The sequence below is a fragment of the Streptomyces bambusae genome (assembly GCF_020532645.1).
Classification (GTDB): Bacteria; Actinomycetota; Actinomycetes; order Streptomycetales; family Streptomycetaceae; genus Streptomyces; species Streptomyces bambusae.
The window spans coordinates 1-13,561 of sequence record NZ_JAJAUZ010000005.1; the positions used below are offsets into that span (position 1 = coordinate 1).

Genomic DNA, 13,561 nt, shown 5'->3' on the forward strand with positions numbered 1-13,561 from the left:
GCCCGGCTGCGGCAGCTCACCGCCGCCTACCACTCGGCGGCGGCCGAGGCGTTCGCGGCGGCCGAGGGCGCCCCGCGGGTGGTGGGGTCCCCGTGACCGAGACCGCCGCCACCCGCATCACCGACGGCCTGGAGCCCAAGAACTGGCTCCTCGCCGTCACCCTGCTCGTCGGCTGGCACGCGGACCGGATGACCGGCGTCGCCTGGGGCCTGGTCGCCGGCGTGTTCTGCGCGGCGCTGCCGGCCCTGTGGATCGGCTGGGGCCGGCGGCGCGGCTGGTGGGGCGACCGGCACGTGCGCCGGCGTCAGGACCGGCTGCTGGTACTGCCGGGGATCATGGCCTCGGTGGCGGCGGGGATCGCCCTGATCGTGCTGCTCGACGGGCCGTTCGAGCTGGTGGCCCTGATCGCCGCCATGCTGGTGGCGCTCGTGGTGTTCCTGGGTGTCACCACCGTGTGGAAGATCTCGTTTCACACGGCGGTGCCGGCAGGCGCGATCACCGTGGCGGCAGTGGCCTTCGGACCGTGGGCGCTGGCCGCGGTGCCGCTGCTCGCACTGGTGGGCTGGTCCCGCGTGGTGCTGCGGGACCACACCACGGCACAGGTGTGGGCGGGCGCCCTGCTCGGTGCGCCGATCGCCGGTTTCGTGTTCACCGGCCTCAGCTGACCGGCCCGCGGCTCAGGGGGTGAACACCTGGTCCAGGGTGTCGATCGCCCCGTCCTTGCCCAGCCGGTACGTGAACACCAGGCCCGAGTCCGGGTGCGCCTCCAGCCAGTCGAGGAACTCCTGGACACCGATGGGCTGGTTCTCGGTGCTCGCCACGATCGGGTCGGTGACGGTGATGTTCGCGGCCTGGTTCAGCGGGATGAACGTCTCCTTGCCGACCGTCTCGAACGGCGCGCCGTCCGAGTCGGGCGTGCCGCAGCCCCAGTTGCCGTGCCTGACGATGAGGGAGAGGAAGCCGCCCTCGGGGGTGTAGCGGTAGACGGCGATCTCGTCCGGGGAGATCGGCATCTTGTGGTCGCAGGTGGACCCGGGCTTCGGGACCCCGGGCTTGACCGGCTTGGCGGCGGGCGGCGCCGGCTTCTTCGACGCGGCCGCCGTCGGCTTCTCTGTGGTGCCGCCCGCCGGAGTGGCGGCCGTCGGCTCGGCCGGGGCCGTCGTGGCCGTACTGCCGCCCTTGCCCGCACCGGATCCGCCGCCGGCGGACGGCGCCTGGGCGCTGTCCTCCCCGTTGTTGCAGGCGGTGAGTGCCAGGGCGCCGACCAGGGCAAGGGCGGCGGCGAGGGTGCGTCTGTGGGCCATGGTTCCGTCTCCTCCGTGGGAAGTCCGGCGACACCGTAGCGCGGCGCGGACGGGACGGAGAACGGCCGGATCCCGTTCGTCACAGAGCCGGGATCACGCTGTTGCCCGTCAGCGAACTCGTCCGCCCGGGACGGATTCGAGCAGCACGCTGCCGAGGGCCGTGATGGTGTGCAGGACGGCGCCGCCGCGCCGGTTCGTGGTGATGAGGTTGGCGTTGCGCAGCACGGTCGCGTGCTGGCTGGCCGCGGCCGGTGTGACGCCGAGCCGGCGGGCGAGTTCCGTGGTGTTGCAGCCGTGCACGGTGGCCCGCAGCGCGGCCGCCCGGGTGCGGCCCAGCAGCGCCCCGAGGGCCTGCTCGGGTGGTTCGCCGTCCTCCCACAGCCGGGCGGCGGCCACCGGATCGGTGAGGGTGGGCACGGACAGCACGTGCGGGGCGGTGTCGTCGGACGGGTCCCAGTACACCTCCGCCTCGCGGCGGCTGAACACCGTCGGGACGAGGACCAGGCCGCGGCCGCCGAGGCGGATGTCCTTGTCCCGCGGGTGGTCGACTTCCAGGACCGGCGGCCGCCAGCGGATCAGCGGCACGCACAGGGTCTCCAGCACCCGTTCGACCCCGCCGTCCAGGAGGGTCCGGGCGACATCGGCGCGTACGGCGTCCAGATGGGCGGCGGCGCGCGGCCACCAGGGGGCGACGGCCGTGCGGTGGACGGCCCGCAGTGCGTGCGCGACCTCCTCCCGCGCCTCCCGGTCGCCGTCGGCGAACCGCTTCACCCAGGGCAGGTGGCGGGGGTCGAACCGCAGGTTGCCCAGTTCCTCCCGCAGCCGGTGGGCGGGGGTCGCGAGCAGGGACTCCGCGGCCTCGTCGATGTTCCCGGTGTCGCCGACGAGGGTGAACAGGTCCACGGCCGGCCCGGACCGCGGCAGCAGGGCCAGCAGCGGGCGGACCTCGGGGCCCAGTTCACGCGCGACCCTCGTCCGCCAGGGCCGGAACGGCAGGGTCCGGTCGGGGCAGTCCAGCAGGGACAGCGCCTGGTACGTCTCGGCGGCCGCGCCGACGGTGGTGCCGACGCGGGTCCTGGCCAGGTCCTCCGCCGTGAAGTGGATCCGTATCACCGTGGTCTCCCCCTGCTTTCTCGCCCCGAGTCTGCGGTCCGCGGGGACCGGCGTCTACGAGGGTTTCAGCCCAGACTTAACGGGATGTCGCGGGGGCCGGCCGCGCCGCACAGTGGGGACCGGCGTATCGGAGCGCCGCACTGCGGATCCGCCGCCCGCCCCACGGGGGTGGGCGGGTGGCGGACCGGGGCGCAACCGGCAGGGAACGCCGGATTCCGTACAAGTGGTCCGCACGGCAAGGGTTTTCCCTGCTTCCCTTCCCCTGCACCGGTCTGACATCTTGCGTTCACCCCTTTTATTGAGACAGCCCGGCGGCGCCCTGTGCACCGCCGGGTTTTCGGAGGACGCATTGATACCCCACATATTCAGTCGGCTTCGAACCCCCGTCGTGGCGGCCACCGCGCTGAGCGCCGCCCTGGCTCTTGCGAGCAGCACCGCCTTCGCGGACACCAACCCGCCGGCCGGTCAGCCGGCGGCCAAGGCCGCCAAGGCTCCCGCGGCCGCCACCGCGTCCGCCTCGGCGAAGACGGCCGGCTGGGTCGCCGGCACCCGTGCCTACCTGGTGATCACCGCCCCCGGTGACAGCACCGCGGTCCGCACGGCCGTCGCGAACAACGGCGGTACGGTCTTCGCGAACTACGACGCGATCGGCGTCATCGTCGCCCACTCCGCCTCGGCCGGCTTCGCCTCGGCGATGCGCGGCGTCAGCGGCGTGCAGCAGGTCGGTGCGACCCGTACCTCCGACGTGCCGGCGGACGCCTACAACCCGGCGCTGCCCGCGAACCCGTCGCAGACGACGACCACGCTGACCGAGTCGAACCGCTGGGACATGACCCAGATCAAGGCCGACCAGGCCTGGGCGGTCACCACCGGCTCCGCCACCGTCAAGGTCGGCATCCTGGACACCGGTGTGGACGACCAGCACCAGGACCTGGCCCCGAACTTCAACGCCGCCGACTCGGCGTCCTGCGCCTACGGCAAGGCGGACACCCGGGCCGGTGCGTGGCGCGACGTCGGCACCCACGGCACCCACGTGGCCGGTACGGTCGCGGCCGCCAAGAACGGCAAGGGCGTCATCGGTGTCGCCCCGGGCGTGAAGATCTCCTCGGTGCGCATCGCCGAGCCGGGCAGCAGCCTGTTCTTCGCCGAGAACACCGTCTGCGGCTTCATGTGGGCCGGTGACCACGGCTTCAAGGTCACCAACAACAGCTACTACACGGACCCGTGGCAGTTCAACTGCCCGGACAACGTGGACCAGGCCGCCATCATCGAGGGCGTCCGGCGCGCGCAGGTGTACGCGGAGAGCAAGGGCTCGCTGCAGGTCGCGGCCGCCGGCAACAGCAACTACGACCTGGCGAACAAGACGACCGACAGCGAGTCCCCGAACGACTCCACCCCGGTCACCCGCACCATCACCAACGCCTGCCTGGACATCCCGACCGAGCTGCCGGGCGTCGTGACCGTGGCCGCCATGGGCAACGGCAACGTCAAGGCCTCGTACTCGAACTTCGGCAACGGCGTCATCGACATCGCGGCCCCCGGCGGCGACGGTGCCTCGGGCGTCTACTCCACCCTGCCGGGCGGCAAGTACGGCAACATGAACGGCACCTCGATGGCGTCGCCGCACGTCGCCGGTGTCGCCGCGCTGATCGCCAGCACCAACCCCGGCTACACCCCGGCGGACATCCGCACGGCGCTGGGCGTCCAGGCGAACGACACCGCCTGCCCGTCCGACAGCCGCTGCACCGGCACCACGACGAAGAACGGCTTCTTCGGCGAGGGCCAGACCGACGCCCTGAAGGCCGTCGGCAGCACCCCGCCGCCCGGGAAGTTCTTCGAGACCACCACGGACGTCACCATCGTCGACCGGTCGACGGTGGACAGCCCGCTGACCGTCTCCGGCGTCACCGGCAACGCCCCGGCGGCCCTCAAGGTCGGTGTGGACATCAAGCACACCTACCGCGGTGACCTGGTCGTCTCCCTGGTCGCGCCGGACGGTTCGGTGTACCTGCTGGAGGACTTCGCCAACAGCGACAGCACGGACAACGTCATCAAGACGTACACGGTGAACGCCTCCTCGGAGGTCGCCAACGGTACGTGGAAGCTGCGTGTCCAGGACATCGCGAACCAGGACGTCGGCAAGATCGACGCCTGGAACCTGACCTTCTAGGTCCGGTTCCGCCACCGGCCATCACCGGTAACCCCCCACAGCACCGCCCCCGGGACCCCGCCGTTACGGCCGGGACCCGGGGGCGGTGTTTCAATGCGGGGGTGACCGGATTCCTCAGACGCTCCCTCGGCCGCCCCGCCGCGCAGGCCGCGCCCGCCGCCCCGCCCGGGGTGCACTGCATGCTGCGGCGGACCGCCCTGGCCCGCCGCTGGCGCCCCGGCCGGCTGCTGACCGGGGCCGTCCCGCTGGGCTGGGCGCCGTCGTTCGGCCGCGGCAGCCTCCAGACCCTGCCCGCCGACCTGCGGCGTACCGGCGTGCGCGGCCCGACGGTCCGGGAGGGCATGTCGGTCAACCCCGGCTCGCGGATCGTGGAGTGCGGCTCCGCCGAGGGGCCGGTGCTGATCGCGGTGATGCCGGGCGACCTGGCTGCGGTACTGGCCGCGGTCCCGGAGGCGGCTCCTGCCGCGGACGGCTGAGGCCGCCGCTCCTCCCGGCCGGGGTCAGTGTCGCGGCCGGGCCCGGTGGGTCTGCCAGGCGGCGAGCGCCTCGGCCCGGCCGGCCCCGGGGTGCGCCGCGTGCCAGTCGCGCAGGAAGCGGTTGAGCTCGAACTGCTCGCCGATCTCCTGCGGGCGGGCCGCCTCGTCCCGGGTCTCCCGCCAGTGCCGGGCCGCGTCCGCGAGGGTGCGGCCGGCGTTCCCGGCGATGTAGGCGCGCATGAACGCGTCGAAGTGGAAGGCGGGTCCGAGTTCCTCGCGGAACCATGCCCGCAGCACCTGGCTGCAGCGCTGTCCCTCGGGGATGACGCTGGTGCCGTCGACCGGAGCGGTCAGCTGGCGGGCCGAGGGGCGGCGGGGCGCGGCGTCACGGGCGGGCAGCGGCCTGCCGTCGAGAGCGGCGGCGAGGCGTTCCGTCAGCGCCGCCTTGCCGCCTCCGACGGGTACGGCGAGCAGCCGGGCGAGTCCGGTGAGTTCGGCCAGGGTCCAGTACCAGCGGAGGAGTTCGGTGCCGGTCAGGGCGGCCGTCAGAGCGGGCCGGGCCGGGTCGCCGGGCCTCACGCGGGGCCGCTGTCGAACCGGCTGCGAGCCGTGGACATGCCAGAGGATCTCATCCAATGATCGTAACCCGGGCGTTCCCGGTCTCCGCCGGGCCGGCACGGCCTAACCTCGGGGCATGACCGACAGCAACGACGCAGCGCAGCTCGACGGGCTCGCCTTCCTCCGCGCCATCATCGACGGCCGGATCCCGCAGCCCCCCATGTCGAAGACCCTCGGATTCCGGCTGGTGAGCGCGGAACCCGGCACGGCGGTGTTCGAGGGCGAGACCGGCGAATACCTGTACAACCCGATGGGAACGGTGCACGGCGGCTACTTCGCCACCCTGCTGGACTCGGCGCTGGGCTGCGCGGTGCTCACCCGGCTGCCGGCCGGCGTGGGCTACACGACGGCCCAGCTCAACCTGAACCTGCTGCGGCCGGCCACGGCCGCCACCGGCAAGCTGCGGGCCACCGGCACCGCACTGCACATCGGCCGGACGCTGGCCACGTCGGAAGCCCGGCTGGTGGGCATCGAGGACGGCAAGCTCTACGCCCACGCCACCACGACCTGTGCGGTCTATCCGGCCTGCTGAACGGCGCCCCGGGCCCGGGCACCGGCCCGGGTGCGGCTCGGGGAGGTGGCCCGCCGGGGGTGCCGGCGCAGGTACTCGTCCTCCAGCTCGGCCATCCTGTGACTGTGCGTGTCCAGGGCCTCGTCCGAGCCGTGCAGCAGGGTCTCGTGCCGGGTCCGGTGGATGGCCTCCAGCTCCTTGAGCAGCCTGTCCTCGGCAAGCTCTCCCGGCGGTACGCCTTCGTGGTGATCGGGCATCGCTGACTCCTCCCGGAATCCGTCTCCCCCGACCAGCATGTGCCCCGTCGCCCGGCCCGGCATCCGGACTGCGGAGGCGGCCCGCTAGCGTGTGCGAAACCCGGAGCGGACGCTCGCCGTCCGCTCCGGAAAAATCTTCGGCGGATTTCCGTTATCGCGCGGGCGCCCCGGGGTCTCCCAGGTGTTGGGCAACATCGTCGTCCGGGACAGGCAGGGTTGATCGGAACATGGGCATACAGCAGGGAACGGCACTGGTCGTGGCCGCTCAGGGCGGCGACATGCGGGCGCAGGACGAACTCGTCGGCGCGTACCTGCCGCTCGTCTACAACGTGGTCGGCCGGGCGCTGAACGGCCATGCCGACACCGACGACGTGGTGCAGGACACCATGCTGCGGGCCCTGGACGGTCTGGGCGGCCTGCGGACGCCCGAGAGTTTCCGCTCCTGGCTGGTGGCGATCGCCATGAACCGGGTACGGGCCCACTGGCAGGACCGCCAGGCCCGGCAGGCGGCCACCGGCGCGACCGGACTGGACTCGGCGTACGACGTCGCCGACCCGGGGGCCGATTTCGTGGACCTGACGGTGGTCCGGCTGAACCTGACCGGGCAGCGGCTGGAGACCGCCGAGGCGACCCGCTGGCTGGAGCCCGACGACCGGGCCCTGCTGTCCCTGTGGTGGCTGGAGTGCGCCGGTGAGCTGACCCGCACCGAGGTCGCGGAGGCGCTGGAGCTGTCCCCGCAGCACGCGGCGGTGCGGGTGCAGCGGATGAAGGCGCAGCTGGAGTCCGCACGGGTGGTCGTGCGCGCCGTGCAGGCGCAGCCGCCGTGTCCGGCGCTGGCCTCGGGTCTGGAGACGTGGGATGGCGTGCCGAGCGCCCTGTGGCGCAAGCGAATAGCCCGGCACGCCCGGGACTGCGTCCGCTGCTCGGGGCTGTGGAGCGGACTGTTCCCCGCCGAGGGGCTGCTGGCCGGGCTGGGCCTGGTCGCGCCGGCGGCGGGCCTGATCGCCGCCACCCGGGAGTCCGCGGCGGCCGGCATGGCCTCGGTCGGGTACGGCACGTCGGTGGCGGCGGGCGCCGGGTCCCGCGGGGCCCGGCGGGCGCTGCAGCGGCGCCGCGGCCGGCGCCGGGCGGTGGCCGCCGGTGCGGTGGCCGTGGTCGCGGTGTCGGGCGGCGCGTTCTGGCTGTTCGGCGGTGACGAGGAGCAGGCCGAGCGGTCCCGGCCGCTGGCGGCCCCCGCCGAGCCGGTGTCGGACCCGGCCCTTCCCTCGCCGTCCGCCTCTCCTTCCGCTTCGGCTTCGCCCTCCGCGTCGCCGTCGCCGAGCGCGACCCGCTCGCCGAGCCCGTCGGCGACGACCCGTACGCCCACGCCCGCCCCGAAGCCGGCGAAGACGACGGCGAAGCCGCGCCCGGCCGCGACCCGCGCCCCGGGGGGCTCCGGCGGCGCGACCGGGACGGCCGGGAAGGTCATATCGCTCGTCAACAAGGAACGCGCGGCGGCCGGCTGCGGCCCGCTGACGTCCAACTCCAAGCTGACGGCGGCGGCCCAGGGCCACTCGGACGACATGGCCGCGCGGGACTACTTCGACCACACCAACCCGGACGGCGACGGCCCCGGCGAGCGGGTGACGGCCGCCGGCTACCGCTGGTCGACGTACGGGGAGAACATCGCGCGGGGCCAGCAGTCGGCGGCGGACGTGATGGACTCGTGGATGAACAGCTCCGGGCACCGGGCGAACATCCTCAACTGCTCGTTCAAGGAGATCGGCATCGGCATCCACTCCGGCTCGGGCGGCCCCTGGTGGACGCAGGTCTTCGGCGCGCAGTGACCGTGCCCCGCCGGGCCGGCTCCCTCGTGGGGCGGCCCGGCGGCTCCGGGTCAGACCTCCAGTTCGGCCTCGATGCTCCGCAGCTGGTGGCGGGCCATCGCCAGGTTGGCGCGGTTCTTGTCCAGGGCCAGGTAGAGGAAGAGCCCGTTCGTGTTGCGCGACTTGAGCAGCCGGATCAGGTGGTACTGGCTTCCGAGCGTGATGAGGATGTCCTCGATCTCGTCGTTGAGCTTGAGCATCTCCATGGTGCGGACCTTGGCGCGGACCACGTCGGTGTTGCCGGCGGCCGCGATGTTCAGGTCGAGGTCCTTGCCGCCGCCGAGCAGGCCGAGGGCCATGCCGCTGGTGTAGTCGACGAGGGCTACTCCGATCGCGCCGTCGATGGCCGTCATTGCTTCTTTGAGGGCGGTTTCGGTGTTCGCCATGAGGGTTGTTCCTTTTCTGGTGTGCGTCGTGATGTGACGGTGGTGCGTGTGGGGTTACGGGGTGCGGATGCCCGGGCCTTCGCGGCGGGCGAGCGCGCCGTCGACGAGTTCGCCGATGCGGGCGCTGGAGCGGCGCGCCTCCAGGTGGAGGCGGCCCACGTTGATGCGCGGTTCGGCCAGCAGGGTCAGCACCGCGGAGCGGCCCGCGGCGTAGGTCGCCACGTAGCCGTCCTCACCTCGGACGAGCAGTTCACGGAAGCCGCCCTGCCCGGTGAGGTCGGTCAGCCGCTGGGCGACGCCCAGTGCGGAGGCGGTCAGCGCGGCGACACTCTCGGCCTCTCCCGCCGAGGTCTCGCGCGCGAGCACCAGCCCGTCCACACTGGCGGCCAGGGCTCCGGTCAGCTGCGGCAGGCGCGCCCTTAAGCGGCGGAGCTCTCCGAGCACTTCAGGCTCTGCCGTCATCAGCTGTCTCCTTTCGTCGAGGCTCCGGCCGGCCGTCTTCCCCGTGCGCTGGCGCATCGGGAGCCTCATGACGGCGTACACGCAGCCTGGCCGGCGGAACGGGGGGAGAGCACGGTCACAGGGTTGCCTCCAAGGCGTCACGGAGCCGACGGAGCAGGGCGATGTCCGGGGAGTCGACGTCGGTTACCCAGCCGGGAAGGGTGGTCGGGGGTATCGGGGTGGGGTCGCGCGGGGTCTCGACCAGTCCGGTCGCGGCCAGACGGCGTACTTCCAGCAGGGTGTGGAACGCGGAACGTCCCATGTCCCAGGCGAGCTGGGCCGGGGTGCGCAGGCCGTCGGCCCGGTGCAGCAGGGCGCGCTGCCGGGGCGTGACGGTCTGGCCGGGGGCCGCCGGGCGCGGCACGACGGGGGCGGAGTCGACGACCGGGTACGGCCAGACGCTGTCGAGGAGTTCCCGCCGGCGTACGGTCTCGCGTTCGACGGCGGCCGCCGATACGGAGCGCAGGGAGCCGATCCAGTGGGTGGCGCCGCGTCGGAACCGGGTGGGGCCGCTGCCTGGCCCGAGGGCGAAGAACGCGGCGTCGAAGACCGCGCCCAGGTGGCAGATCTCCAGTTCGCCGCCGCCGACCCGGCCGCTCTCGACGAGGAAGCGGCCCACCTGCCGGTGCGGGCCGGCCCGGTCGACGGCCTCCTGCCAGCTGGAGCGGGGCAGCCGCCCGCCGGCGGTCAGCAGCACGTCGAGGCCGGGCGTGGCCGGGCTCTCCGCGTGGACGATCCGGCCGTCCTCCAGGAACAGCGTGCCGTGGTCGCGCAGCAGGGCGCCGGTGGCGCGTTCGGCGGCGAGCCGCAGGAGCATGGAGGAGACGGCGACCGCCGCGTGCACGCTCATCCCAGGACCAGCTCCCCGGCGAGGTCCCGGAGTCTTATCCGGGCGAGGGCCAGGTTGCCGGCGGAGCGGTCGAGCCACAGGTGGAGGAAGACGCTGCTGTCGAAGCTGGTCTCCACGAATCGCAGGACGTGGTATCCGTTGCGGGTGGTGACGATGACGTCCTCGAGGGGCGGGCCGTCGTCGGCCGGTCCGGGCCCGGGCGCGAAGGACTCGTACTCGGCGGCGGCGCGGGCGAGTTCGGCGGTCTCGGCGGCGGTGGTCTCGTGGTCCCCCACCGGCGACTCCCCGGCCGTTCCCAGTGCCAGACCGCTGCTCCAGTCCACCAGCGAGGCCCCGAGGGCGCCCGGCAGCGCCATGGCCTCGAACAGGCATTCATCGATCCCGGGCACGCGGGCTCCCCTCCCTGCCGGCCGTGCGGGTGGGTCACGTAACGGCGGCGACACAGAACGCTACTCAACATCCGTGTGGAGTAAGTGTGTTCGGGCACATTCCATCGGAACATGCCGAAAAACAGCGGCCCTCGGCCGGAAGAGGATCTTCCGGCCGTCGGCGGTGACCGTACGACGATCGGTTGAGATCACTTCCGACGGGTTCGGGAACGCCGAAGGCCCCGGCGAAACCGCCGGGGCCTCCGCAGCGAGCCGGAATCAGCCCTCGTCGCCCACCGCACCCGCGGCCCGGCGCCGGCGCGCCGCATAGAGCGCCCCGGACCCGAGCAGCAGCGCGCCGACCGCACCCGCCGCAGCCGGCCAGGCCGCCCCGGCACCGGTGTTCGACAGGTTGCCCCCCGTCCCGGCCGTGGTCCCGTACGAGGGCGACGGCGAGGCGGTGGCACTGGCGGACCCGCTCGGCGTGGGCGACGCAGTGCCCGACGGCGTCCCCGAGGGCGTGGCGCTGGGCGAGGGCCCGGGCGTGACCGCCAGGTAGACCGGCGCCTTGTTGTCGGCGGGGTTCACCTCGCCGTTCGCAGGCTCGCTCCCGAGCACGAGCTGCCCGCGCGCCCCCTTCACCTCCTTGAGGATCCGCAGCCGCAGCACCGCCTTCCCGGCGGCTTCGCACGACACCTGCTGGTACTCGTTCAGCCCGCAGTACCGCACCCCGGGCCGCCCCTCGCCGGGCCCGGGCAGCTCCAGCTCGGTCCCCTCGGGCAGGTCCACGCGCACGAACGACGGCCGCGGCCCCTCGGGCACCACGGCCGGGTTGGGCACGTCGGTCTCGACCACGTCACCGACCCGCCCCCGCACGGTGATCCCCTGGACCGTCCAGTCGGCGCCCTGCTCGTAGTCCTCGGACTGGAAGGAGTACTGCCCCTCCCCGCTGAGCGTGTCGGCCGGCACGGACACGAGCCCGAGCGGCTGCCCGGTGCCCCGGACCAGCTTCCGGTAGCCCCGGTCGTACTCGGGCAGCGCCCCGAGCGTCTCGATGCGGTACTCGTACCCGCCCTTCATCTGGTCGTGCACGGTCCGCGCCGTGAACGGCTTCTCCGTCCGGAACGCGGTCCCCGGCTTCAGCCCGCCGGCCTTCGGGAACGCGCAGTAGAAGTACGTCGTGTCCCGCTGCTGCGGATAGAAGCAGTTCGAGTACCGGGGCCCGGTGAACACGGCCTCCGCGGCCCGCACGTACAGCAGCACCCCGCGCGGCGCCGCGACCTGTCCCTCGTTCCCGAAGGCGGGGGTCAGCGGCGGGGCGGCCCGCCGCTGCGCCACGGGGATCCGGTACGCCGGGTGCGCCCCGAGCGCCGCCTTCGGCTTCCCGACGAACACCCGCGTGTCATGCGTGAAGGCGCCCGCGTTCGAGCTGGAGAACCGGGCCCGGACGGTGCCCGCCTCCCCCACCGGCACGCCCGCGACGCTCACCATCGTGAACGGCACGACCTCGGTCCGCTGGTAGAAGTCCCCCCGCCGGCAGGTCACCACGTAGTCCACGGCGGTGCACCCGACACCCAGCCCCGACAGGGTGACCTTCCCCTTCAGTTCCGAGGCGTCGAACTCGGCGACGACGTCCTCGGCGTTGATCTCGTCCCCGCTCGCCGTACGCCCCTTCGCGTACAGCACGGACTCGAACCGGTTCCCCGCGTCCGGCCCGCCCTCGGGCGCCACGAAGTGGAAGTCCTGCGGGGCGTACAGGGCGAGCTCGGGCCGGTCCGCGGCCTGCGCCGGGGCCGTGCCACCCAGCCCCAGCAGTGCGGCGGCCAGCACGGCCCCTCCCCCTCGCCTGCGTCGGCTCACGCTCACCTGGCGCCCCTCTTCCCGGCCGGTCGGCCATGGTGGTTCACATACGTCTGCACCCACAAGACACACGAGAACCACGAAGGGTTGTACGCCCGCAGAGACTTTTTCCGCCGGTCCGGCGGACCGGTCACACCTCGATGATGATCTTCCCGGCCGCCCGCCCCGTCTGACTGAACTCGAACGCCTCGGCGAGCGCCCCCAGCGGGAACGTCCGCGCCACCGGCACCGTCAGCTTCCCCTCCCCCGCCAGCCGCGCCAGCTCCTCCAGATCGCTCCCCACGGGCCGCACCCACATCCACTGCCCGCCGGCCCCGAGCACGGACGCGTCCGCGACGGACGCATGCCGCCCGCCCTCCTTCAGCACGGCCGTGGTCACGTCGAGCACTCCGCCGACGAAGTCGGCCACCACGCTCACCCCTTCCGGCGCGATCTCGTGCACCCGGTCGGTGAGTCCCTCCCCGTACTGCACGGGATCCGCCCCGAGTTCCCGCAGCCGCTCGTGGTTGCGCGGCGAAGCCGTCCCGACGACCCTCGCGCCCAGCGCCCGCGCGATCTGCACCCCCAGCGACCCGACCCCGCCGGCCGCCCCGTGCACGAGCACGACGTCCCCCGGCCCGGTCCCCAGCCGCGTCAGCAACTGGTACGCGGTCAGCCCCGCGAGCGGCAGCCCGGCCGCCTGCTCCCAGCTCATCCCGGCCGGCTTGTGCGCGAGCGCCCGCACCGGCACGGTCACGTACTCCGCGAACGTCCCGCCGTGCACGTAGTCCTTCCGCGCGTACGCGAACACCTCGTCCCCGACGGCGAACTCGGGCACGTCGATGCCGACCGCCGCCACGGTCCCTGCCACGTCCCATCCGGGCACCACGGGAAACACCACGTCCATGAGCGCGTCGAGATGCCCGCCCATGATCTTCCAGTCCACCGGGTTCACGGCGGCCCGGTGCACGCGCACGAGCACCTCGCCGGGGCCGTACTTGGGGCGCGGCACGCGGGTGTCCCGGAGCACCTCGTTCCCGCCGTACTGCTCGTATGTCATCGCCCGCATGTCCTCGGCCATTCCCTGCCCTTCGCTCGGCCCTGCCCCCCTCTCGGCGCGGCCCATCCCATCACACGGCCCCGACCCGTCCGCTGCGCTCGGCCTGCGCGTGTCGCGGGGTCCCGGGCACCACCCGTGATGCAGGTGTCAAGAAGTGGCCTTGAGCCGTTATTCCTGGCAAATCAGCCGCTGCCGGTGATGCACGCAAATCCGTTGCTACGTTCTGCGCGTCGTGACAGCGGC

At 73.2% G+C, this 13,561-nt stretch carries 15 protein-coding genes; 5 read left to right on the forward strand and 10 right to left on the reverse strand.

Going from position 1 to position 13,561, the window contains the following annotated elements:
• Positions 1-92: 92 nt before the first annotated feature.
• Positions 93-665, forward strand: a complete 573-nt coding sequence (locus LG634_RS04950) for a hypothetical protein (RefSeq protein WP_226732368.1) — start codon at positions 93-95, stop codon at positions 663-665.
• Between the two features lie 12 nt (positions 666-677).
• Here LG634_RS04950 and LG634_RS04955 read toward each other — a convergent pair whose 3' ends face one another.
• Both LG634_RS04955 and LG634_RS04960 read right to left on the reverse strand, forming a co-directional pair.
• Complete coding sequence (locus tag LG634_RS04955) at positions 678-1,304, reverse strand: hypothetical protein (protein ID WP_226732369.1); 627 nt, start codon at positions 1,302-1,304, stop codon at positions 678-680.
• Between the two features lie 108 nt (positions 1,305-1,412).
• Entirely contained in the window at positions 1,413-2,417 is a 1,005-nt protein-coding gene (locus LG634_RS04960; protein WP_226732370.1) for a winged helix-turn-helix domain-containing protein, read from the reverse strand.
• A 388-nt stretch (positions 2,418-2,805) separates the two neighbouring features.
• Between LG634_RS04960 and LG634_RS04965 the strand changes: the two genes are divergently transcribed.
• On the forward strand, positions 2,806-4,587 hold the full coding sequence (locus LG634_RS04965; RefSeq protein WP_372482371.1) for a S8 family peptidase: 1,782 nt from the start codon (positions 2,806-2,808) through the stop codon (positions 4,585-4,587).
• Between the two features lie 101 nt (positions 4,588-4,688).
• On the forward strand, positions 4,689-5,063 hold the full coding sequence (locus LG634_RS04970; RefSeq protein WP_226732371.1) for a hypothetical protein: 375 nt from the start codon (positions 4,689-4,691) through the stop codon (positions 5,061-5,063).
• Between the two features lie 24 nt (positions 5,064-5,087).
• Here LG634_RS04970 and LG634_RS04975 read toward each other — a convergent pair whose 3' ends face one another.
• Complete coding sequence (locus LG634_RS04975) at positions 5,088-5,642, reverse strand: DUF6434 domain-containing protein (RefSeq protein ID WP_226732372.1); 555 nt, start codon at positions 5,640-5,642, stop codon at positions 5,088-5,090.
• A gap of 115 nt (positions 5,643-5,757) precedes the next feature.
• On the opposite strand from LG634_RS04975, the gene LG634_RS04980 reads away from it, so the two are divergent.
• Complete coding sequence (locus tag LG634_RS04980) at positions 5,758-6,213, forward strand: PaaI family thioesterase (RefSeq protein ID WP_226732373.1); 456 nt, start codon at positions 5,758-5,760, stop codon at positions 6,211-6,213.
• On the opposite strand, the gene LG634_RS04985 is transcribed toward LG634_RS04980, so the two are convergent.
• On the reverse strand, positions 6,198-6,449 hold the full coding sequence (locus LG634_RS04985; protein WP_226732374.1) for a DUF6158 family protein: 252 nt from the start codon (positions 6,447-6,449) through the stop codon (positions 6,198-6,200). The two genes, LG634_RS04980 and LG634_RS04985, sit on opposite strands and share 16 nt — an antisense overlap.
• A gap of 227 nt (positions 6,450-6,676) precedes the next feature.
• On the opposite strand from LG634_RS04985, the gene LG634_RS04990 reads away from it, so the two are divergent.
• Positions 6,677-8,275 (forward strand): sigma-70 family RNA polymerase sigma factor, encoded by a 1,599-nt coding sequence (locus LG634_RS04990; protein WP_226732375.1) that lies wholly within the window; start codon positions 6,677-6,679, stop codon positions 8,273-8,275.
• A 50-nt stretch (positions 8,276-8,325) separates the two neighbouring features.
• On the opposite strand, the gene LG634_RS04995 is transcribed toward LG634_RS04990, so the two are convergent.
• The 6 genes from LG634_RS04995 to LG634_RS05020 form a co-directional block, all read right to left on the reverse strand.
• A complete protein-coding gene (locus LG634_RS04995) occupies positions 8,326-8,700 on the reverse strand; it encodes a hypothetical protein (protein WP_226732376.1) in 375 nt (124 codons plus the stop codon).
• Positions 8,701-8,754: 54 nt separating this feature from the next.
• Entirely contained in the window at positions 8,755-9,162 is a 408-nt protein-coding gene (locus tag LG634_RS05000; protein ID WP_226732377.1) for a roadblock/LC7 domain-containing protein, read from the reverse strand.
• A gap of 115 nt (positions 9,163-9,277) precedes the next feature.
• Entirely contained in the window at positions 9,278-10,051 is a 774-nt protein-coding gene (locus LG634_RS05005) for a transcriptional regulator (RefSeq protein ID WP_226732378.1), read from the reverse strand.
• Positions 10,048-10,440: a hypothetical protein gene (locus LG634_RS05010; RefSeq protein ID WP_226732379.1), complete on the reverse strand. Its 393-nt coding sequence runs from the start codon at positions 10,438-10,440 to the stop codon at positions 10,048-10,050. The genes LG634_RS05005 and LG634_RS05010 overlap by 4 nt, the downstream gene beginning before the upstream one ends.
• 258 nt (positions 10,441-10,698) lie before the next feature.
• Positions 10,699-12,249: an LPXTG cell wall anchor domain-containing protein gene (locus tag LG634_RS05015; protein WP_226732380.1), complete on the reverse strand. Its 1,551-nt coding sequence runs from the start codon at positions 12,247-12,249 to the stop codon at positions 10,699-10,701.
• Positions 12,250-12,409: 160 nt separating this feature from the next.
• The gene (locus LG634_RS05020; protein ID WP_226732381.1) at positions 12,410-13,327 is read right to left on the reverse strand and encodes an NADP-dependent oxidoreductase; all 918 of its coding nucleotides are present in this window, start codon (positions 13,325-13,327) and stop codon (positions 12,410-12,412) included.
• Positions 13,328-13,561: the final 234 nt, after the last annotated feature.